The organism is Pseudoalteromonas sp. SCSIO_11900 (assembly GCF_000576475.1).
Taxonomy (GTDB): Bacteria; Pseudomonadota; Gammaproteobacteria; order Enterobacterales; family Alteromonadaceae; genus Pseudoalteromonas; species Pseudoalteromonas tetraodonis.
Genome location: NZ_KK070023.1, coordinates 1,808,781 through 1,830,180, shown reverse-complemented (window position 1 = coordinate 1,830,180; position 21,400 = coordinate 1,808,781). Strand labels below are relative to the sequence as shown.

The window sequence follows — 21,400 nt, the reverse complement described above, 5'->3', positions numbered from 1 at the left end:
TTGTTTGGTTTTTTGCCAGCGATTTGAACCTTTAGTTCGGCGTGCAAGCTGGCGTTGCAATTGATTTAACTTTGTTTTTGACTGCTTTAAAAACTTGGGGTTATCGACCACAAAACCATCTGAGCCAACAACAGTTTGCTTTGAGTTAATGTCAAAACCTGTGATTGTTTTTAAAACTTGTTTAGCTGTTTTGCACTCAACTTCTTGAGTGATGCTGCATCCCCATTTTCCGTGGTGATACTGGATAGTTACAGTCTTGATTTTACTTGCTAGTTTGCGATGCAAGATAATGGGTATCTTGCCTACCTTTGGGATACTGATAGCACCATTTTCAATGCGGATACAGTTCGAGTTATTGACCGCTCGAAAACTATCGTTGTGAAGTTTTTTCTTTTTATATGAGATCTTGTGCTTTGGAAAGCGTTGCAAGCGACCTTTAGTAAAAGCATTCTTGAGCGCTAATTCCAGGTCGCGGGCAACTTGTTGAGCTGCCGCAGAATCGAACGCTTTGATCCAGTTAAACTCTTCGAACGTCTTGATATCTTTAAGTAGTGAGGCCATGTCTTTGTAAAACAAAAACGTTTTATCGTGCTCGTATCGACGCATGTTCTCAGACAACAATAAGTTCCAAATGCCACGCGCTGTCGCGCCAAACTCAACGAGTTTAGCTTCTTGCTCTGGCGTAGGATTTAGCCTGTAGTTGTATCTAAGCGTCTTTTTCATATACTGTATAGACTACTGTATGGAAATGAGTTGTCAAGATGGAATATGAAACTAAGTCTCACTGTAAATATTTAATAGCGCTATATTTAATACTTGTAGCTAAATATAGAAAACAATTGTTAAAAGGTGATGTAGGTGATTTTGTAAAACAAAAAATCACTGAAATTGCAGAGCGCTCAGAATTTAATATCGAAGAGATGGAGGTGGACAAAGATCATATAGACATATTGCTAACGATTTCTCCCAATATCAGCGTTGCGAGTTACGTTAGGAGAATTAAACAATCTACAACGCAAAGTCTATGGTCGAGATTTAAATGGTTTAAAAGCAATTCTGGGTTAAAAAGACAGTTTGGTCTGACGGATATTTTGTTTGCTCTGTTGGAAATGCGGCTGCTGATACAATTCGAAAATACATTCAAGAGCAGGGCTAACTATTCCGATTCATCCCATCGACGACGCTTCGCGTCGAACAATGGGTTTTCTCGGAAAATTTCGATAAATAAGGTATGGCCCATTTATTAAAATGAATTACAAAGCAATATAGATCGTTGATAACTCAAAATTCGACTTGCTTAAATATTAGGAGAGAGTTTTGGAAGTGTCTAATTTAAAAATAATTTTGATACTAAAGTATGTGCTACAACAACATAACGCATTTGTAGCACTCAAGTATACTAAGCACTTTTACTTAACGGTGTTCCACTGTGAAACTTAAAGTCTTCGTCATCAGATAAAATTAACTGTGATTCTATTTCAGCAAATTCTTTTACCCGCTCGGTAATATCAAAATCAGCAATGTCTTGAGCAAGGGTTAAATAATCTTGGTAATGACGTGCCTCAGAGCGCAGCAATGAAATATAAAAATCCCCTAAGCGTTTATCTACATGCGGGGCAAGCTTGGCAAAACGTTCACACGAGCGAGCTTCTATGTAAGCACCTACAATAAGCTTATCAACTAAGGCATTAGGCTCAAACGTTTTAACATTGCGTAGCATGCCTTTGGCATAACGACATGGCGTTATACTTTTATATTCAACACCGTATTCATCCATAATTTCGAGGACTTGATAGAAATGATGCAGCTCTTCTTTAATCAGCATTACCATTTTATCAATTAAATCTTGGCCATAAGGCGAGTTAGATTTAGGGATAATGGATTTAGTGAGTTTATTTTTAGCCGCTAAATCACGCCAATTTCCCTCACGTTTATAAATAAGCGTTTCAAACGGTTTAAGCCATTCAAGCAGTGCATCACTGCTGTCTTTATCTACCGCATACTTACGAATTAAAAACATGGCACTTTGCGCCGCTTTTAATTCACATATTAAGTGATCAATTAATATGATGGGTAAGTTTTCTTTTTTGATTGCTTGTTCAACCCACTCATCGGGAGTACTGCATAATAAAAAATTGTTAATTGGTTCTAAAAGCTGGCTATGTGGCACGCTGACTACTCATTGCTAAAAATTGCGATTATGGCATTTTAACATGAAATATTACGCTGAATAAAATAAACACTCGCTCTTATTGCAAGCATGTGGATAACTTGACTTTGTATACTTACTGAACCATAACTAAATGGACTGTATAAAAACAAACCAATTATAACCAAACAGTAATATATCCTTTTATGGAGAGCACGCAATGATACTAAATCACCTATGGGGCTTATACGCCCACCCACTCGAAGAATGGCAAACAATTGATAACCGTCACGAAAGCTTAACCTATAGCTTATCGCATATTTTGCTTATCGCTTTATTTCCCTCAGCAATGGGGTACTACTCATCGGTTTACTTAGGCTGGAGTATAGGTACAGGTAATCCAGTATTTTTAACCCATGAAAGCGCACTGATGATTGCCGCAGCCATGTATTTCGCTTTAATTGGCGGTGTATTTGCGCTGGCCTATTTAGCCCATTGGATGGCGGTTACTTTTGGTGCTAAACCGACTTTTACCCAAACAATTGAGCTGGCAGCTTATACCGCTACACCGGTATTTATGTCAGCATTGGCTGCTTTTTGGCCTGAGCTGTGGTTTGTGGTGTGTGTTGGATTAGTGGCCCTGGCCTACTCAGTTTATTTACTGTACACCGGCGTGCCAATTTTGATGCACATTCCGCAGGAGCGCGGCTTTATTTATGCAAGCTCTGTTGTTACCTGTGGATTAATTTTACTGGTTATTATATTAGCACTTACCGCTATGCTATGGACCAACGGTATTATCAGCCCCATGTTTACTTAAATATTCCTTTATCATAGACGCAAAAAAGGAGCTGTTAAGCTCCTTTTTTTATTAGCCTTAAAATACTATCAGGCTAACATTACATTATTAATCAGATTCGTTTTCATCTTGATTATGTATTTCTAAACCAGATGACATCGCGTTTTCACGGATGCTTTTAGCTGAATCGTTGCGCAGCTTATCTATACGGTTTAAGTAATCTTGATCAATGTCGCCAGTAATGTATTGTCCGTCAAACACTGATGTTTCAAACTTAGTGATCTCTGGGTTTTCTTGGCTAACGGCAGCAATTAAATCGCTTAACGATTGAAAGATTAAACCATCAGAGCTAATGCTTTGGTTAATATCTTCTACTTCACGGCCGTGTGCAATAAGTTCTGCCGCAGATGGCATATCTATACCGTATACATTTGGAAAGCGTATTTCAGGTGCTGCTGATGCAAAGTAAACATTTTTAGCGCCTGACTCGCGTGCCATCTCTACAATTTGTGCTGAGGTGGTACCACGTACAATTGAGTCATCAACAAGTAGGACATTTTTACCTTTAAACTCACGGTCAATCGCATTGAGTTTTTGGCGAACTGATTTTTTACGTAGCTCTTGACCTGGCATAATGAACGTACGGCCAATATAGCGGTTTTTAACAAAGCCTTGGCGATACGGTAAGTCAAGCACGCGTGCCATTTCTAATGCAATATCACACGAGGTTTCAGGAATAGGAATAACCACATCAATGTCTTTGTCTGCCCATTCACGCGCTACTTTTTCACCTAACTTAGTCCCCATATTTACACGCGCTGCATACACTGACATACGGTCAATGGTTGAATCCGGTCGCGCAAAATAAACAAATTCAAAAATACACGGTGAGTAAGACACTTTATCTGCACAGCTTAAAGAGTGAAACTCTCCATTTTCAGTAACATAGATAGCTTCGCCTGGGGCAACGTCACGAACAAATTCAAAACCGTCAGGCTTTAATGCTACGCTTTCTGAGGCAAACATGTATTCAGTGCCGTTTGCTGATTCACGTTTACCAAACACCAATGGACGAATACCGTTTGGATCGCGAAACGCCACAATACCATGACCGATAATCATGGCGATAGTGGCATAACCGCCACTTACTTTATTGTTGACTTCAGTAACCGCGGTGAAAATGTCTTCAGGGTCTAATTTTAGTTTGTCTGATTTACTTAGCTCATGCGCCATGATGTTAAGTAAAATTTCAGAATCAGAAGTCGTATTAACATGGCGACGTGCCTCTGAAAATAACTGCTCTTTTAACGACTCGGCATTGGTTAAGTTACCATTATGCGCAAGCGCTATACCAAATGGAGAGTTTACATAAAACGGCTGAGCCTCTGACGAGCTTGAAGAACCCGCCGTTGGGTAGCGCACATGGCCAATGCCAATGTTGCCTTGCAAACGTTTCATATGACGAGTGTGAAATACATCTTTCACTAGGCCATTTGCTTTGCGCAAGCTAAATGTATTGTTCTCAATAGTTATGATACCCGCAGCATCTTGGCCACGGTGTTGCAAAACGGTTAAGCCATCATAAATCGCCTGATTAACTGGCGATGTTCCGACTATTCCAACGATACCACACATGTAATTTATCCTCGCCGATTAACGGTTTACTGAATTTAAAAAGCTCGAGTTGTTTTCTAGGTACGAAAAGAACCATTCAACTACAAAGCCAAATTCTGGAATCAAAATGGAGTTGCCCCACCAATGCGTATTAGGCGCACCAGTAAAAGCATCAAGAAAGAAGAGTAACGCGCTCACGACCAACACGCCTCGAAGAGCACCAAACACCACACCAAAAACACGGTCTGTGCCGGATAATCCGGTTCGCTGTACAAGCTCACCTAAAATATAGTTTAGTAAACCGCCTAACAATAGCGTCGCAAAGAATAATATGGCAATGGCCGCCGCATTTCTTAAAAGGGGTTCAGAAATGGATGTTAGGAAGGAAGCTAAATATTGATAAAATAAGCTGGAGATGATGAAAGCCCCTGCCCATACCGCTAATGACATAGCTTCTTTAACAAAGCCGCGTATTAAACCGATGATGGTAGAGAGTGCAATAATGCCAATAATGGCGTAATCAACCCAGATCATAAGAACCAATTAGTCGCTAATTTTGGGCGCATTCTATACCTAAACCTCCTTGTGATGCAAGTTTAAGCGTGAGATTACAGGTGAGTAAACACACACCATTATTAGATTAAAAATAGCGCAGATTCACCGTTATAAAAACAACAAACATTTTGTTTATAGCGCATCTATTTTGCTATTTTTGTGTGGGCATTGATAAGTAATGGTAGCGAGCTAAAATGGGATAAAGGTCTAGTTAAACGTATAAAATAAGACGAGGTAAGTGTGTAATATCTTGCGATAAACACACTTCCTTTTATTGAATTTATTTGGTCACTTCAAATTGAGTAACTTTACCGTTTAGTTTAGTTAGCTCTTTCAGCGCGGGAAGTTGAGACTGCAGCTCATTTTTATTTAATGACGGTCCTACAAATACTTTAGTTAAAGTACCATTTGGCGTTTTAATTGGCCTAGTAAAGCTTTTAAAACCTTTCGTTTTTAGCTTTGCCTGCAACGCTTTTACATTTGCCGCATGAGAAAAACTACCAAGCTGAATGACATACGCCATACTTGTTAAGTTTTCATTAGTATTACGCGTAGCGTTATTTTGCCCGGTAGTTACTGTGCCTTGCTTTGTATCGGCTATGACCGCTTCAACCATTGCTGGCTGTGCAGTAACGTCAGTTTCAGCAGAGCTGTTTTGTTGCTCAAATGCAGCATCATCAGGCTGAATATCTTCAATTTCATCCTCTTTTAATGGTTCTGTATTTGCCACTTGCTGATCAATTGATTCTTGTAAATCAATGGTTTTGAACTCAGAGCGTTCTGGAATCGCTTTAAAGCCTTCTTTATAGTGCGCTTTTTCACCATCGAGTATATTGGGAATAAACACAATTGCTGCGATCACCACAATACTTGTACCGACTAAGCGATTAATAAAACCTGAGTTCACCGACATCCTCTCTATTTTTTAAAGTAATGAATAGCGCCAGCCACGGTAAAAAATGAACCAAATACAATTAATAGTGTGTTACTTGGCTGGTTTGGCAAGATAGTATCCAATGCTGCCTCTACGCTATTATAACCCTGTTTAAAATAACTATTAGGAATACTTAAAAGTGCCTGATGTAGATTAGCAGCGCTATCGCCGCGTGGGCCCTCTAAGCTCGCAAACGACCATTCATCTACTACATCACTAACTTCTTTAAGCACACCGACCTTATCTTTATCAGCAAGCATAGCGGCTAATGCATGAATTTTAAAGCCTTTATCTTTATAGCTTGCTAATTTAGTCGCTAAATAGCGAGCTGATTCAGGGTTATGTGCCACATCGGTATACACTAATGGCTCTGCACTTAGTTGTTGAAAACGTCCCTCAACGACTAAGTTCACTAAACACTGAGTAATCACCTCATCGCTCGGTAATAAGTTTAATACCGATAGTGCGGTTAGTGCCGTGGCTACGTTTTGACATGGAATTGCTGGTTTAGGTAACTCAAGATTATGCTCTTTAAATTGCCAACTAAAACTCTGCGCGTGCTCTTTAAAAATAAAGTCGCTGCCAGATAACACCATATTAGCGTTAATTTCTTTACCATAATCGGTCATTGTATGTGGAATATTTAAGTCCCCAATAATTGCAGGAGTACTCTCTCGAAAAATACCCGCTTTGTCATAAGCAACTAATTCACGCGTGTCACCTAAGTATTCTTTATGATCTAAGTCAATCGTGGTAATGATGCTGGCATAGGGGGTAACAATATTGGTCGCGTCAAAACGCCCGCCTAAACCTACCTCTAACAGCACGTAATCAACCTCTAAACGCTTGAATATTGCTAACGCGCCTAAGGTGCCATATTCAAAATAAGTCAGTGGGGTGTCACCACGACCTTGTTCTAATAAATTAAACGCATCGACATGGTATTGATCATCAAGCTCTGCGCCATTAACGCGCACTCGCTCGTTGTATCGAATTAAATGCGGAGAGGCATACGTACCTACGCTGTAACCTTGCGCAAGTAATAACGATTCTAAACAGCGCGCAGTTGTGCCTTTGCCGTTTGTGCCGCCAATAAGAATAATTTTGCTGGAAGTGTTTAATAAGCCAATGTTGTTTGCAACAGCAGCGACGCGTTCAAGTCCCATCTCTATATTTGCAGGGTGAACACTTTCTAAATAACAAAGCCAATCATCAAGGCTTGATGATTGGCTAGGAATTGTTTTTGTCATAGCATGTAATCAGTAAAGCTGAAATTTACGCTACTCTATGCTCTTGTTCCGTAGAAGGCAAGTTCATAAATTTTGCTAAGATACGTGCTAGCGTATCGCGCATTTCTCGACGGTCTATAATCATGTCGATTGCGCCATGTTCTAACAAGAATTCACTGCGTTGGAAACCCTCTGGTAGCGTTTCGCGAACAGTTTGTTCAATAACACGCGGACCGGCAAAACCAATCAAAGCTTTAGGCTCTGCAACGTTAATATCACCAAGCATTGCCAATGATGCTGATACACCACCCATTGTTGGATCTGTCATTACCGAAATAAACGGTAGGCCTTTTTCAGTCATTTTAGCCAGTGCCGCACTGGTTTTAGCCATTTGCATAAGTGACATAAGGGCTTCTTGCATACGTGCACCGCCCGATGCAGAAAAACAAATCAGCGGCATATTATGCTCTAAACATTGGTCAACCGCGTCAACAAAACGGGCACCCACTACCGATGCCATTGAGCCACCCATAAATGAGAATTCAAATGCAACAGCAGCAACCGGAATACCTTTTAGGTTCCCTTTCATTGCGACAAGCGCGTCTTTTTCACCGCTTGACTTTTGAGCTGCATTGATACGATCTGAGTATTTTTTTGAGTCTCTAAATTTAAGCACATCTTTAGGTTCGTGTTGGGCACCTAACTCGTGACGATCGCCTTCATCTAAAAACTGTTCAAGACGTTTACGACCACTAACACGCATATGATGATCGCATTTAGGGCATACGTTCAGTGATTTTTCTAATTCTGCTTTATATAAAATTGAATCACATGACGTACATTTAGCCCATACACCTTCTGGAATTTCTTTACGACCTGAAGACTTAGTCGTTTTTGGTAAGATTTTTTCTAGCCAACTCATTTGCAACTCTCTTAATGCTGTTCTGTGTCGCGAGTCTACATGTTAACCATGCAAACAAATTTTTCCAATTAAAACATGAATTACGCTGTCACGGTATAAAAAACTGGTCTTAGTAGTTAGCAATACGAATAACAGCGTATAAATTTAGCCTCAAAATATACGCACCTCGTTACTTATCAAATATCACTATCGGCTAAAAACAATGGTCCTAGCGGCGTTCTAGGGATATTAAAATGTTCTGGATAATCAACATCCACTAAATATAAACCTGCTGCTTTTGCTGTAGCGCTCGCTTTAGCTCGCTCTTTAACATCTAGCAGCTCTTTTAACCAAATTGGTTCATGTTTATGTAAGCCAATATCCATTAAACAACCCGTAATATTACGTACCATATGGTGTAAAAACGCATTAGCTTTAATATCAATAATGACATAAGCACCTTGGCGCTGTACCGATAAATGATGAATCGTTCGCGTTGCCGTATTAGCTTGGCAGTGCAGCGCTCTAAACGAGGTAAAGTCATGCTCACCTAGTAAATATTGACACGCCTGCTGCATTTTCATTTCATCTAATGGGTGATGAAAATGTGTAACACCTTCATTTAATACCGCACCACGAAACGCATAATTGTAAATAACATAACGATAACGACGAGCAGTTGCACTAAAGCGGGCATGAAAGTCTTCCGCCACAGGTTGTGCAAAACGAATAGCAATATCTTTGGGTAATAAGGTGTTCATGCCTAATGTAAAGGCCACCATTTCACGTTCAGCATGTGTATCAAAATGCACTACTTGTCCAGTGCCATGTACACCGGCATCGGTACGCCCTGCACATACAATTTCAACTGGATGATTACAAATGCGCGACAACGCTTTTTCTACTTCTTGTTGTACACTATTTACGTGTGATTGACGCTGCCAACCACTGTAACGTGCGCCATTGTATTCTACTCCAAGTGCTACTCGCATAATTACTGCTTTACCTACTGTGCTAATCGACGCTGCATTTTATGCTATATGGCGTTCCAATAAAAGCAGCGAACTAAGGTTCCTAACTATGCGATACAAAAAACCCGTTATTAGTGTTAGCCAATAACGGGTTTTACAGCTCAGATATCCTTTTCAGGATTAGCTATTGTTAGTTTTTCAGCTTAGCTTTTAGATTTTGTGCTTCTTCTTGCACATCGTCTGGGCCATTATTAATAATCTCATCTAAGATTTTAACTGCCGAGTCAGCATCATCTATCTCTATATATGCGTGAGCAAGATCAAGCTTTGCCGAGTAACCACCGCTTTGAGTATCGACATCCATAGGGTTATCACCAGCAAGTAATGAATCGTAGTCACCCAAACCAACATCCATATCAACGTCGGTGTAGGGCTCGTGATCTATATCCGCATCATCACTTTGCTCAAGTAATGCATCTATATCAACAAAGTCATCTTGATCTAATGGCTCAGTAACCTCAGGTTGCTCAATGAGCTCTTGCAACGATGGTGCTTTATCAGCTAAATCTTCATTAAGTAAGCTATTAAAATCAACATTGAATTCACTGCTGTCGCTTAAATCAACATCATCAGGTTCAGCCAACTCATTCAGTAATGAATCAAAATCTGTTTGTGTTAAATCAGCCATGAACTCATCATCTAGTTCATCATCTGAAATCATTTCTGATTCTGACGGTACTGACGTTTGCGTTAAATCAGCTTCACGATCAGCATTTGTTTGCTGATCGGTAAATTCAGCTGACTCTGTTAACGCATCAAATTGATCATCGTCAAAATCATCATTAGAGCTAACAACTTGCTCATCTGCAGCTTGTTCAGTCAGATCTGCAGACTCTGAAATATCATTACCTAAAGCTTGCTCTATATCTAACTCTGAAAACTCATTGTTAAGTAACAGCTCATCATCAAACTCATCTTCTAAACTATCGAGGTCGTTACCTGCTGATAGAGCATTAGCAAGATCTTGCTCTGCTTGGCTGGGTGACATGCCTGTGGCATCACCATCTAAATTATCACCTTGTAGCTCTTCTGGGGTTAGTGATTGTTGTTCCTCATCAGATAAAGGCAGTTCATTATCCAGCTCTAACTCAGGATACTCCCCAAGTTCTTCACTTGGGGTGATTATTTCAGGCTCATATAGCTCATCGTCTTCTGACGATAAATCGTTGCTTTGGATATCGCCAGCAAGCGGATCATCGCCTAAATCAATTTCCTCTTCATCAAGATCATCGTCTAAGTCATCCATTGACCAATCAGGTACTTGTTCATCCTCATCGCCTGTTACCTCAAGCTCACTTAAAAGATCATCAACACTTTTGAAGTTTTCATCATCGTATTCGTCAGGCGCATCTTCTGGGTCGAGTAAGGTTGAAGACGTATCGGTTAAATCATCTTCTGATCCAACATCAGGCGCTGCTTCAAGTTCTGGCTCTGTTTCTGATTCAGATTGCTCATCTAAGCCATCAACTGACCAATCAGGTGCCTCTACATAATCATCACTTGTTTGTTCTAACTCGCTCAGTAGCTCATCAGCGCTATCGAGATTTTCATCGTTGTACTCATCAAGCGCGTCTTCTAGATCGAGTAAATTAGATGACGTATCAGTAAAATCATCTTCTGATTCAACATCAAGTTCAGGCTCTGCTGCAATTTCTTGCTCTGCTTCAGTTTCTGGCTCGGGCTCAGCAAAAGATGAAGCGATAGATTCTACATCTTCACTATTTAACTCTTCTTGCGCGTCAGTTAAATCTTCAATTGAGTCCGCTAATGCATGATCTATTTCAGAATCATGAACATCACTTTCAGGTTGCTCTGTATCTAGTACATCGCCAATATCTACTTCGTCTTCATCAATTAAGCTGTCAATATCTGGCTCTTCAGTTTGAGCTTCAGTAGTTGGTTGTTCAGCATCGAGCAATTCATCAATATCAACTTCATCGTCTTCATCAACTAAGCTGTCGATATCCGCGTCTTTACTCTCTACATTAGCGGGTTGCTCTGCATCGAGTAAATCGTCAATATCAAATTCGTCATTTTCATCAACTAAGCTGTCAATATCCGCGTCTTTACTCTCTACATTAGCGGGTTGCTCTGCATCGAGTAAATCGTCAATATCAAATTCGTCATTTTCATCAACTAAGCTGTCAATATCGGTTTCTTCACTCTCTTCAGTAGCGGGTTGCTCTACATCGAGTAAATCATCAATATCAAATTCATCGTCTTCATCAACTAGGCTATCGATATCAGGCTCTTCACTTTGAGCTTCAGTAGTTGGTTGTTCAGCATCGAGCAATTCATCAATATCAACTTCATCGTCAACTAGGCTATCGATATCAGGCTCTTCACTTTGAGCTTCAGTAGCCGATTGCTCTGCATCGAGTAAATCGTCAATATTAACTTCATCGTCTTCATCAACTAAGCTGTCAATATCCGCGTCTTTACTCTCTACATTAGCGGGTTGCTCTGCATCGAGTAAATCGTCAATATCAAATTCGCCATCTTCATCAACTAAGCTGTCAATATCGGTTTCTTCACTCTGTGCAGTAGCGGGTTGCTCTGCATCGAGTAAATCGTCAATATTAAATTCGTCATCGTCTGCTGATGTGTCAGTTGCCTGCTCGTTATTTTCATCGAGTAAATCATCAATGTCGAAGTCTTCGCCCTCTTCGGCGAGCTCTTCACTGAGTGCAGCCATATCATCATTCGATTCACCTTTAGGTTCATCTGGCAGAGCATCGTCATCTTCTTCATCAAGCAGGCTATCTAAATCATCCGCACTTAAAATATCATCCGATTCGTCAAGATTAATTGCATCGCCCGTGTCATCTTCATCAGGGCTATCAAAATCTTGTTGCATGAAAACATCAAGTTCATCGCTCTCAGTATTTTCATCTTCAAAAACAACATCATCATTAAGTAAGCTTTCTAACTCATCTTGATCTAATAAACTGTCATCATCGAGATCATCATTAAACTCCACTTCATCAAGTAATACGTCATCCATGTTCTCATCTAACTGCACACTTAAATCATCAAGTGGATCGGGAGCAGGCGCTTCGTCAAGCGTGGGTTCTGGCATTTCATCTAGAGGGTCAGTATAAGCAGGCGCTTGTGGTATAAATTCATCATTGTTACTCTCAGGCTCTTGGTTATTACCACGCTTACGCAGCCACATAACTACAGCAAAAATAATCAACAACGCTGGAATGGTCATTAATAAAATGAGTACCAAAGGATTCGAGAGTAATGCAGCAAAGCTAAATTCATTCTCTTGCTCTGCATCTTTTAATTTTTGCTGCGCAATAATCTCGTTTTGCTTAACGATTAATTCTTTTAACTGTTGTTGAATTTCACTATCTTGGCTTAGTTGTAAACGAACTTTTTCTAACTCGTTTGAAATACCTGTCAGCTGTTTTTTAAGATTGTTGTTTTCAACTAAAATCTCTTCTACGTTACTAACCGAACTTTTAAACTGCTGCTGAAGCTCAACTAATTTATTACCTTGATCTGATTTAATCGCTTTTAATTCTTGTTGTAATTCTTTTTTGGCTTCATCAACGTCTGCTTTGCGGGCTTGGGTTACTTGTGTTTGTGCTGAATTGATCTCTGCTTGAGTGAGTGTCCCATTTTTCTTTTTTTCCCACAGTTCATCGTCTTGCTCAGAACGTTGCTTAGCTAATTGCGGGTTTACTCGTCTAATTTCTGCCAAAGTAGGTATTTTTAAATACGAACCACTTTGCATGTGATTTAAGTTTTGTTCTAAAAATGAGTTGGGGTTTTTGTTATACAAGGCCTGCATTACTTGATAAATGCTGACTGAGTTATCTGGGCGAACTTTAACGGCAATACGCCAAAGTGTATCGGTTGGTTTTATTGGCCCAATAGAGCGACTCTGCGCGCCATAATCTGCGCCTTTAGGCCCTCTTAATTGGGTACTGTCTTGAGAGTAAACAGTCGTTACCATCAGTGCAGACGCTAATATAATAAGTGAAACGAAACCGCGCATGCTGATCCTTTAATGTTTAAATGTTAACGCAGCGCTTTAAAATTGGCGCTTAAACATTGATTATTCTTGCCGTTGTTAGCCACGTGGCCAACGCACATTTTTATTACAATCTATTTTTATTGCAAGCTCTATTCCAGTTACAAACTATAAACCAGTTAAGCCATAATATCCATCGCAACGCATTGAAAATAAATACCTTAAACATCATGATAAAAATGTTTTTATGTTGTTTATCAAGATGTTTACACTCTCTCAGTTAATAAGTGGCAAAAAAATGGCGGTTAAAGCATAAAAAAACGGCAAACCACTGTGGTTTGCCGTTTATTGAAATCATCACTATTTTCAGGCTAATTACATATAATTAGCAATCAGTTCTTCTGCTATTTGTACACTATTGGTTGCAGCCCCTTTACGGGTATTATCACTTACTACCCACATATTTAATCCATGTGGGTGTGAAATATCAGCACGTAAACGGCCGATATAAACAGTATCATTACCACTGGCGTCTGATACAGCCGTTGGGTAGTCGCCAGCATCATCAATTAGCTCAACACCTGGCGCATCACTCAAGAGTTGCTTTACATGCTCAAAATCATAAGGCATACGCGTTTCAATATTAATTGACTCAGAATGACCAAAAAATACAGGGACGCGAACACAAGTCGGGTTTACCGCAATGGTTGTATCGCCTAAAATTTTATGCGTTTCGTTTACCATTTTCATTTCTTCGCGCGTATAGCCGTTATCTTCAAAGCTATCGATTTGCGGTATCACATTAAACGCAATTTGCTTAGGAAATATTTCGTTTTCCATTGGGCGTGCATTCATTAAATTTGCAGTTTGTTTAGCCAGTTCATCAACTGCCTCTTTACCCGCTCCCGACACCGCTTGGTAAGTTGAAACGTTAATACGATCAATGCCGTATGCATCATAAATAGGCTTAAGCGCAAGCATCATTTGAATGGTTGAACAATTAGGGTTGGCAATAATATTGCGATTTCTAAAATCGGCTAAGCTCGATGCATTTACTTCTGGCACAATAAGCGGCACTTCAAAGTCATTTCTAAAGTGCGATGTGTTATCAATAACGATACAGCCAGCGTCTGCGGCAATAGGGGCATATTTTTCAGATACACTGCCACCAGCAGAAAATAAACCGATATGCGCTTGGCTAAAGTCAAAGCCTTCAACATCACGTACTTCTATGGTCTCACCACGAAACTTTATATCTTCGCCAGCACTGCGGCTGCTTGCTAATAAAAACAGCTGATCGACCGGAAATTTACGATCTTCCAAAGTTTCAATGATTTGACGACCTACAAGGCCTGTAGCGCCGAGTACGGCAACGTTATATTTTTGCGACATATTTCATCCTCTGTAAGCACGATTAAAACAACCGTGCTAATTAAATTAGTTTGCTGTAGTAAAACCAAGCTGCGCAAGTGCAGCAAGCTCGGTGCTATCACCTTCAACCACCACGGTGCTAAATTCACGTCGGGTTGGATAATTTTTTCGTAAACTGTCAAAGCCTTCATCGGCCAAGTGACGCAGTAAAATGCCATCATCACGGCGTACGTCATAAACTAAATGCACTAAACGAGCTATATCTGTTTCGCTAAAACTATTTCCTAGGGCGACTTTTTTAATTGCAGGAGGCGGTAAAAAATCATCAAGCGATTTTATTGCGTTAACCCCTTTTAGCTCACACAAGCTTTGATACAACATTTGTGTGCCCCGAGCTTTACCCTCAAGAGTATGTCCGGCAATGTGCACACTGGCATAGCGAACATGCTCAAGTAACTCGGTTAAAATGTTAGGTTCGTTTTCCCACACATCCAACACTAAATCGAGCTCAGCACCGGCTTCCATCACCTCAAGTAATGCTTGATTATCAATCACATCACCTCGGCTGGCGTTAATTAAAGTAAGCCCAGGTTTAAGCGTAGTTAAGCGTTTTTTATCAAGCATGTGCAGTGTTTTATGCGTACCTGTTTTTACTAACGGCACATGAAACGTGACTATATCTGACTGCGCTAATAGCTCATCAAGCTCAACGTGCTCGGTTAATAGCCCTTGCTCATGCTTTATTGGGTCGCACAATAGTAAATTAACGTTAAGTGCTTTTAGCTTGTGCGCGAGGCAACTACCAATATTACCCACACCCACAATACCAATTGTTTTCCCGCTTAATGGGCTGGCGTTTTCTTGACTTAATGCAAATAAACTGCTGATCACATACTCAGCAACCGCAATCGCATTGCAGCCAGGTGCACTGGTAAAATCAATATTTTTTGCGTTGAGCAAATCGGTATCAATATGATCCACACCAATAGTGGCTGTACCTACAAAGCTTAGCTTATTCGCCCGTGCTAATAATTCACTATTGACCTGGGTGACTGAACGAGTCAGTAATACATCAACATCAATGAGTTGTTCTGGAGTTAATTGCCTGCCATCAAATCGCTCAACCTCACCCATATCTTTAAAGAATTGCTCAACTAAAGGCATATTTTGATCGGCAAGAATTTTCATTGTGAATCCGTTTGGCAAAATGAGACCCTATTGTAACGAACAACCGCCTATTTGCACAAACGAAAAAGCCGAGCATTTTGCTCGGCTTTAAAATAGTTAAAGGTTTACTTAGCCTTTGTATTTGCTCATTACTAATGTGGCATTGGTGCCGCCAAAACCAAAACTGTTAGACATAACCGTATTTAGTTCAACGTCTTTAGCTTCAGTTACAATGTTCAAGCCCGCTGCTTGTTCATCTAACTCATCAATATTGATAGATGGCGCAACAAAACCGTGCTCAAGCATGAGTAATGAAAAGATAGCTTCATGTACACCTGCCGCACCCAGTGCATGGCCTGTCATTGCTTTAGTGGCACTGATCATTGGCGAGTTACCACCAAATACTTCTTGAATAGCGCCTAGCTCTTTAACATCACCTACTGGTGTAGATGTACCGTGGGTATTTAAGTAATCAATGCTGTCAACGTTTTGCATAGCTTGGCGCATACAACGTGCCGCACCTTCACCCGATGGTGCAACCATGTCGTAACCATCTGAGGTTGCGCCGTAACCGGTAATTTCAGCGTAAATATGCGCGCCACGAGCAAGTGCATGTTCAAGTTCTTCAACAACCACAATACCGCCACCGGCTGAAATTACAAAACCATCGCGGTTTGCATCATAAGTACGTGATGCTTTTTCAGGTGTGTCGTTGTATTTAGTAGAAAGCGCACCCATAGCGTCAAATTCCATTGCTAACGTCCAGTGAAGTTCTTCACCCCCACCTGCAAAAATAACGTCTTGCTTGCCTAGTTGAATTTGCTCAACGGCATGGCCAATACAATGCGCAGAGGTTGCACACGCAGAGCTGATTGAATAGTTAACGCCTTTAATTTTAAATGGCGTTGCTAAACAAGCCGAGGTGGTGCTCGCCATAGTACGTGGCACCATGTAAGGGCCAACGCGCTTAACGCCTTTTTCGCGAAGAATATCGGCCGCTTCTACTTGCCATTTTGATGAACCGCCGCCAGAACCCACTAATAAACCAGTGCGCTCGTTTGATACTTGTTCGTCGCTAAGACCCGCATCTTCAATAGCTTGCGCCATTGAAATATAAGAGTAAGCCGCCGCATCGCCCATAAAGCGCATTGCTTTACGATCAACATGCTCTTTAACATCAATATCAATTTTACCTGATACATTGCTACGCAATTTGTAATCAGCAAATTCTTGATTAAAAGCAATGCCACTTTTACCCGCTTTTAGTGACTCTAATACTTCTTCTTTATTATTGCCGATGCTTGATACAACACCGATGCCTGTTATTACGGCTCTTCTCATGGGTAATTCCCTTAGCTTAATACTTAATTGGGTTCTATTTTACGCGAATTTAATCACCGAAGTGGTCAGCTTTCTAGCGTACACTTGTACTCTGAACCTAAAGCTTATAAATAACGCCAGACTATTTCAAAGAAAACACGTAAAATAATTAAAAAATTATCTATAAAATTGAATTGGTCATGATAAAAAACGCCCACATACACTTTAATGATTTAGGGACACCGGTTGCTAATGACTTTGATGATGTTTATTTTTCTAATGACGACGGACTCGCTGAGTCTCATTATGTGTTTTATCAACAAAACAATATAGAGTCACGGTTACAAAATCATGACCGTGAGCACTTTGTTATAGCCGAAACCGGTTTTGGTACAGGGCTTAATTTTTTAAATGCATGGCAGCAGTTTTATGACCACCTGCAATGCCCACAAGTTCAAAGTCAACAGCCTAATAACGTGCAACGACTGCATTTTATTTCTTTTGAAAAATATCCACTTAGCGTAAATGATTTAAAACAAGCCTTGCAAGCTTGGCCTAGTTTAAGTCATTTAAGCGCCCAACTCGTCTCCCACTACCCGATTAATTTAACCGGTTGTCATCGCCTTGAATTTGCCAACGGTCGTATTGTACTCGACTTGTACTTTGGTGATGTACTCGAATGTATTAATAGCATGAGCTACCCACAAAGTGGGCTGGTTGATGCCTGGTTTTTAGATGGTTTTGCGCCAAGTAAAAATCCTGATATGTGGCAGCAAAGTGTATTTAATGCCATGGTCGATATTTCCAGAAGCAACGCCACATTAGCCACATTTACCGCTGCGGGCTTTGTTCGTCGTGGCTTAATTGAAGCAGGCTTTAGCATGCAAAAAGCTAAAGGCTTTGGCCGAAAGCGTGAGATGCTAATTGGCACACTCGCTCAGGCTAATCTAAAACAATCAGCCCCCGCCTATTTTGAACATCACCACACTCCCCTTACTAATGTGGCTGTTATTGGCGGTGGTATAGCGAGCAGTTGTATTCTTTATAGCCTCGCCAAACGCGGTATACCAAGCCACTTATTTTGCCAAGATAAACAACCGGCTATGGGTGCATCACATAATATACAAGGGGCGGTATATCCACATTTACAAGCAAAAAATTCGCCACACAGTGAACTATTTGCCCATAGTTTTTTATACGCAAAGCGGCTTTACAATCAATTACTCAACAATGGCTTTTTGTTTGATCACCAGTGGTGTGGTGTGCTGCAACATGCAGTAAAACAGCCATTGGCAGAGCGTCATCAAAATCTCGCTGATAAACAGCTGTGGCCAGAGCAGCTTATGCGAAATGTGACTGCTGATGAGGGTGATGCTATCGCTGGGGTTAAAACAGGTTACTCAGGGGTGTTTTTTGAACAAGGCGGCTGGGTTAATCCCCCCCAGTTAGTCTGTGCTATGTTAGATGCCGCACAGCAATTAAATGAGTTTGAGAGCCTATTTAATTGCCACATTGAGCAACTTAACAAACAACCCGATGGCTGGTACTTAACCACGCAAAAACAAACATTTGGCCCCTTTAGCGATGTGATTATTTGCGCCGGTGAACACAGCGATGCATTTGCGCAAACTAAAACGCTCCCTATTGTTGGCGTACGCGGACAGGTGTCACATGTTCAAGCAAGCACGCAATCACGTAAGCTAAAAACCGTGTTGTGTCACAAGGGGTATTTCACCCCCGCTTACTTAGATCACCATTGTATGGGTGCCACCTTTGAAAAAAACAGTAAAAGCCGTGAAGTGACCGAGCAAGATAATCAAACTAACCGCGAGCAATTACTGAGGTTTTATAACAACACTGAATTTGCCACCAGCTTAGGCAAAATTAGTTCAGCTAAAGCCGCTGTTCGCTGTAGTTTTATTGATCACTTACCTATGGCCGGTGAATGGGTGGAGCAAACTGACTATACACATGCATTTGCTAATTTACGTTTGGGTAAGCGCTATCAATACCAAGCATTAAAAAAACCACAACAGGGCCTGCATATTTTTACCGGCTTTGGCGCGCGAGCATTATGCAGTGCACCGCTATCTGCCGAGCACTTAATTAGTAGTTTAAACAATGAACCTCGCCCACTAAGCGAACGCGTAAGCCAAGCTATTCACCCAGGCCGCTTTATTGTTCGTGACCTTATTCGCAATAAAATTTAAAGGTAATAATACCTACAAAGCTATTTACTGTAATTACCAAGAACGCAGTGTACGTATTGGCTTATACCACCGTAGCTTTGTAACCGAAGTAAGTATAATGATCGAGTAAAAAGTTCTAAAAAACGCCTTAAAAAATAGCTAATTTTAATACTCAGTTAAGTAATAACCTTTCACTAATATGTTTTTTTAAATAAGCTCGTTTAAATCCCATTTACTCTTTAAAAATAATTTCCTACCCCAAGGTCTGTTTGTACGAACAATCTTTACACCATATTGAGAAGGAATTAATTTTGAGTAAGACTTTAATTATTGGCGCAAGTGGTCAAATTGGTAAAATGGCTACCAAACTACTTTTAGAAAATGAGCAAAATGTTGTTGCACTTGTAAGAGACAAAAGCAAACTGCGTGATTTAGATAGCCCATTTTTAAGTATTGTTGAACAGGATTTAGAAGGTGACTTTTCAAATGCCGTTAATGGCTGCGACCAAGTTATCTTTGCAGCAGGTTCAGGTGGAAGTACGGGCACAGATAAAACCGTACTTATTGATTTGTGGGCAGCGACAAAAGCAGCAACTTATTCTAAAGAGCACGGTGTAAAACACTTTATTATGGTCAGCTCTATTGGTGCAGACGATCCTGATGCGATAGATAGTGACTTAAAGCCTTATCTTGTAGCAAAACATATGGCTGATGAGCATTTAATTCACAGTGGACTCAATTACACAATTGTCCGCCCAGGAACATTAACTGACGAAAGTGCCTCTTTGGAAGTAACAACAGAGCGCCCTAGCGATCAGTCAAAGGCTAAAATTAGTCGCGAAAATGTAGCCAACGCATTGCTTCACGTTGCTACAAACTCATTTAATAGCAATCGTATTTTTGAGTTATTTGATGGCGACAAACCAATAAAAGCCGCTACTAAGTAAGCATTACACTCACCCCTTGCCATGCAAGCTGCATGGCAAGCAGAGTTAAAATCACTTTAAAAATAACCCTAAAACGCGCCACCGAGAGCCGCTTAAGTAAACGAATGCCTAACCAGGTGCCAATGGCTCCGCTTAAAATCATCGCCAGTGTTAACGGCAACCATTGCCAAAAGCTAAAACCTAGCCCCGCATAAACAACGGCTTTTAAGCTATGCTGCAAGGTCATAATACTTGAAAAAGTCGCGGTAAATTTAAGCTTATCGTAATGATTAATGTGTAAATAACTTGCCACCAGAGGCCCACTTGCTCCCACAAAAGTAGAAATAAATGCCGTAATTACACCCGCTATTAAACGCCCTAATCGTGAGTCTTTATTAAATTCAGGGATTGTTCCCCATAGTAAATAAATCACAAATAAAGCCACAAACAGCTTCATACTATCAAGGTTAATATCGCTCACTACTTGGCTTGATAACCCGGCACCAATTAACCCACCCAGAGTAAAATACAACAACATCGGCTTATCAAGATGAGCAATACTTAACAATAATCGATTGGCATTAGAGCCTAACTGCACTAAACCATGTACCGGCACCACCACCGCCATCGGCATAACCGACGCCATGACCACCAACAGCATTAAACCGCCGCCCGCACCAAAAGCCGCCGATACAAACGAAGTAACCCCCGCCAGTAAAATGAGTAAAAGCGAAATTAAAGGGGAAATGTGTTCAGCTGTAAAAATATCCATATCAAAGCTCGCAGTTAATCATTGGCTCATAATACAAAAAATAGGTAAGTAAGCGACTAGTCTTTTAGTGGTATGGGGTTCGGGGTTCGGGGTTCGGGGTTCGGGGTTCGGGGTTCGGGGTTCGGGGTTCGGGGTTCGGGGTTCGGGGTTCGGGGTTCGGGGTTCGGGGTTCGGGGTTCGGGGTTCGGGGTTCGCAAGATAAACCAAAGCACAATAAATTCAATAATTTTAGCCATAAAAAAACCCGCGAGTTGATTGCTCAAGTTGCGGGTTTTTTAGGGTTTTTAAACAAACGTATCTAAAAACCTTTATTGGTGGAGCTGGGGGAGTCTTAATCGGACATATAACCAACTGAAAGTTAACCAATCTCACTTGTTAAAAGCCACTTATTGTTACGATTGTTGTGACTATTTGTTTTTGTGTGGGTTCAAATTCGCGTTTTGCAGCTGAATCAATACAAC

General features: G+C 40.7%; 16 protein-coding genes and 1 pseudogene. 4 read left to right on the top strand and 13 right to left on the bottom strand.

The genetic code is table 11. The features are described 5' to 3' along the window. Positions 1 to 723 (bottom strand): RNA-guided endonuclease InsQ/TnpB family protein (locus BG00_RS08520; protein ID WP_253861362.1); only part of this gene is annotated, 723 nt, incomplete at its 3' end. 38 nt (positions 724 to 761) lie between these two features. On the opposite strand from BG00_RS08520, the pseudogene tnpA reads away from it, so the two are divergent. Then, positions 762 to 1,156: pseudogene (gene tnpA / locus BG00_RS18540) on the top strand (IS200/IS605 family transposase). 243 nt (positions 1,157 to 1,399) lie between these two features. On the opposite strand, the gene miaE reads toward tnpA, so the two are convergent. After that, positions 1,400 to 2,170: a tRNA isopentenyl-2-thiomethyl-A-37 hydroxylase MiaE gene (miaE, locus tag BG00_RS08510; protein WP_036981894.1), complete on the bottom strand. Its 771-nt coding sequence runs from the start codon at positions 2,168 to 2,170 to the stop codon at positions 1,400 to 1,402. Positions 2,171 to 2,369: 199 nt separating this feature from the next. On the opposite strand from miaE, the gene BG00_RS08505 reads away from it, so the two are divergent. After that, positions 2,370 to 2,969, top strand: a complete 600-nt coding sequence (locus BG00_RS08505; RefSeq protein WP_036981893.1) for a Yip1 family protein — start codon at positions 2,370 to 2,372, stop codon at positions 2,967 to 2,969. An 87-nt stretch (positions 2,970 to 3,056) separates the two neighbouring features. Here the strand turns inward: BG00_RS08505 and purF are convergent, their stop codons facing one another. From purF to fabB, 10 genes are all read right to left on the bottom strand, one after another. After that, entirely contained in the window at positions 3,057 to 4,583 is a 1,527-nt protein-coding gene (gene purF / locus BG00_RS08500; RefSeq protein ID WP_013465461.1) for an amidophosphoribosyltransferase, read from the bottom strand. 18 nt (positions 4,584 to 4,601) lie between these two features. Continuing rightward, positions 4,602 to 5,096, bottom strand: coding sequence for a CvpA family protein (locus BG00_RS08495; RefSeq protein WP_008111063.1), 495 nt, complete (start codon positions 5,094 to 5,096; stop codon positions 4,602 to 4,604). 301 nt (positions 5,097 to 5,397) lie between these two features. Then, positions 5,398 to 6,024 (bottom strand): SPOR domain-containing protein, encoded by a 627-nt coding sequence (locus BG00_RS08490; protein ID WP_036981892.1) that lies wholly within the window; start codon positions 6,022 to 6,024, stop codon positions 5,398 to 5,400. Positions 6,025 to 6,035: 11 nt separating this feature from the next. Then, complete coding sequence (gene folC / locus BG00_RS08485) at positions 6,036 to 7,301, bottom strand: bifunctional tetrahydrofolate synthase/dihydrofolate synthase (RefSeq protein ID WP_036981891.1); 1,266 nt, start codon at positions 7,299 to 7,301, stop codon at positions 6,036 to 6,038. A 25-nt stretch (positions 7,302 to 7,326) separates the two neighbouring features. Next, positions 7,327 to 8,202 (bottom strand): acetyl-CoA carboxylase, carboxyltransferase subunit beta, encoded by an 876-nt coding sequence (gene accD / locus BG00_RS08480; RefSeq protein ID WP_013465465.1) that lies wholly within the window; start codon positions 8,200 to 8,202, stop codon positions 7,327 to 7,329. Positions 8,203 to 8,378: 176 nt separating this feature from the next. Next, complete coding sequence (truA, locus tag BG00_RS08475; protein ID WP_036981890.1) at positions 8,379 to 9,173, bottom strand: tRNA pseudouridine(38-40) synthase TruA; 795 nt, start codon at positions 9,171 to 9,173, stop codon at positions 8,379 to 8,381. A 169-nt stretch (positions 9,174 to 9,342) separates the two neighbouring features. Further along, positions 9,343 to 13,218, bottom strand: coding sequence for a FimV/HubP family polar landmark protein (locus tag BG00_RS08470; protein WP_036981889.1), 3,876 nt, complete (start codon positions 13,216 to 13,218; stop codon positions 9,343 to 9,345). A 351-nt stretch (positions 13,219 to 13,569) separates the two neighbouring features. Next, positions 13,570 to 14,586 (bottom strand): aspartate-semialdehyde dehydrogenase, encoded by a 1,017-nt coding sequence (locus tag BG00_RS08465; protein ID WP_013465468.1) that lies wholly within the window; start codon positions 14,584 to 14,586, stop codon positions 13,570 to 13,572. 45 nt (positions 14,587 to 14,631) lie between these two features. Then, positions 14,632 to 15,753, bottom strand: coding sequence for a 4-phosphoerythronate dehydrogenase (locus BG00_RS08460; RefSeq protein WP_036981888.1), 1,122 nt, complete (start codon positions 15,751 to 15,753; stop codon positions 14,632 to 14,634). Between the two features lie 108 nt (positions 15,754 to 15,861). Continuing rightward, positions 15,862 to 17,073, bottom strand: coding sequence for a beta-ketoacyl-ACP synthase I (fabB, locus tag BG00_RS08455; protein WP_036981886.1), 1,212 nt, complete (start codon positions 17,071 to 17,073; stop codon positions 15,862 to 15,864). 179 nt (positions 17,074 to 17,252) lie between these two features. Here fabB and mnmC point away from each other — a divergent pair, with 179 nt between their 5' ends. Continuing rightward, positions 17,253 to 19,262, top strand: a complete 2,010-nt coding sequence (mnmC, locus tag BG00_RS08450; protein ID WP_036981884.1) for a bifunctional tRNA (5-methylaminomethyl-2-thiouridine)(34)-methyltransferase MnmC2/FAD-dependent 5-carboxymethylaminomethyl-2-thiouridine(34) oxidoreductase MnmC1 — start codon at positions 17,253 to 17,255, stop codon at positions 19,260 to 19,262. A 290-nt stretch (positions 19,263 to 19,552) separates the two neighbouring features. Beyond that, positions 19,553 to 20,188: an SDR family oxidoreductase gene (locus tag BG00_RS08445; protein WP_036981882.1), complete on the top strand. Its 636-nt coding sequence runs from the start codon at positions 19,553 to 19,555 to the stop codon at positions 20,186 to 20,188. On the opposite strand, the gene BG00_RS08440 is transcribed toward BG00_RS08445, so the two are convergent. Continuing rightward, a complete protein-coding gene (locus BG00_RS08440; protein ID WP_036981880.1) occupies positions 20,181 to 20,939 on the bottom strand; it encodes a sulfite exporter TauE/SafE family protein in 759 nt (252 codons plus the stop codon). The genes BG00_RS08445 and BG00_RS08440 overlap by 8 nt on opposite strands. Between the last annotated feature and the right edge of the window lie 461 nt (positions 20,940 to 21,400).